Annotated in this window: 1 protein-coding gene; it reads left to right on the forward strand. The window is 65.6% G+C overall.

Annotated elements, in window-relative coordinates:
- Positions 1–482, forward strand: a 482-nt coding sequence (locus J5474_RS22490) for an AMP-binding protein (RefSeq protein WP_209364242.1), incomplete at both ends; no start/stop codon positions are given.

Raw genomic sequence — 482 nt, forward strand, 5'->3', positions numbered from 1 at the left:
GCGGGCTTCTCCCCCGACGCGCTGGCCGCCCGCATCCAGGGCTGCGATGCCAAGGTGCTGATCACCGCCGACGAGGCTCCGCGCGGCGGCCGCAAGACCCCGCTGAAAAGCAATGCCGACAAGGCGCTCCTGCACTGCAAGGACAGCGTCAAGTGCCTCGTGGTGAAGCGCACCGGCGGTCAGACCACCTGGGTCGAGGGCCGCGATTTCGACTACAACGAGATGGCGCTCGAGGCCTCCGACCACTGCCAGCCGGCGGAAATGAGCGCCGAAGACCCGCTGTTCATCCTCTATACCTCCGGCTCCACGGGTCAGCCGAAGGGAGTCGTACACACAACAGGTGGATATCTGGTTTACGCCAGCCTCACCCACGAGGTCACCTTCGATTACCACGACGGCGACGTTTACTGGTGCTCCGCCGACGTGGGCTGGGTCACCGGGCATTCCTACATCGTTTACGGGCCCCTGGCGAACGGCGCCAC

It is taken from the genome of Sagittula salina, assembly GCF_017813235.1.
Lineage (GTDB): Bacteria > Pseudomonadota > Alphaproteobacteria > Rhodobacterales > Rhodobacteraceae > Sagittula > Sagittula salina.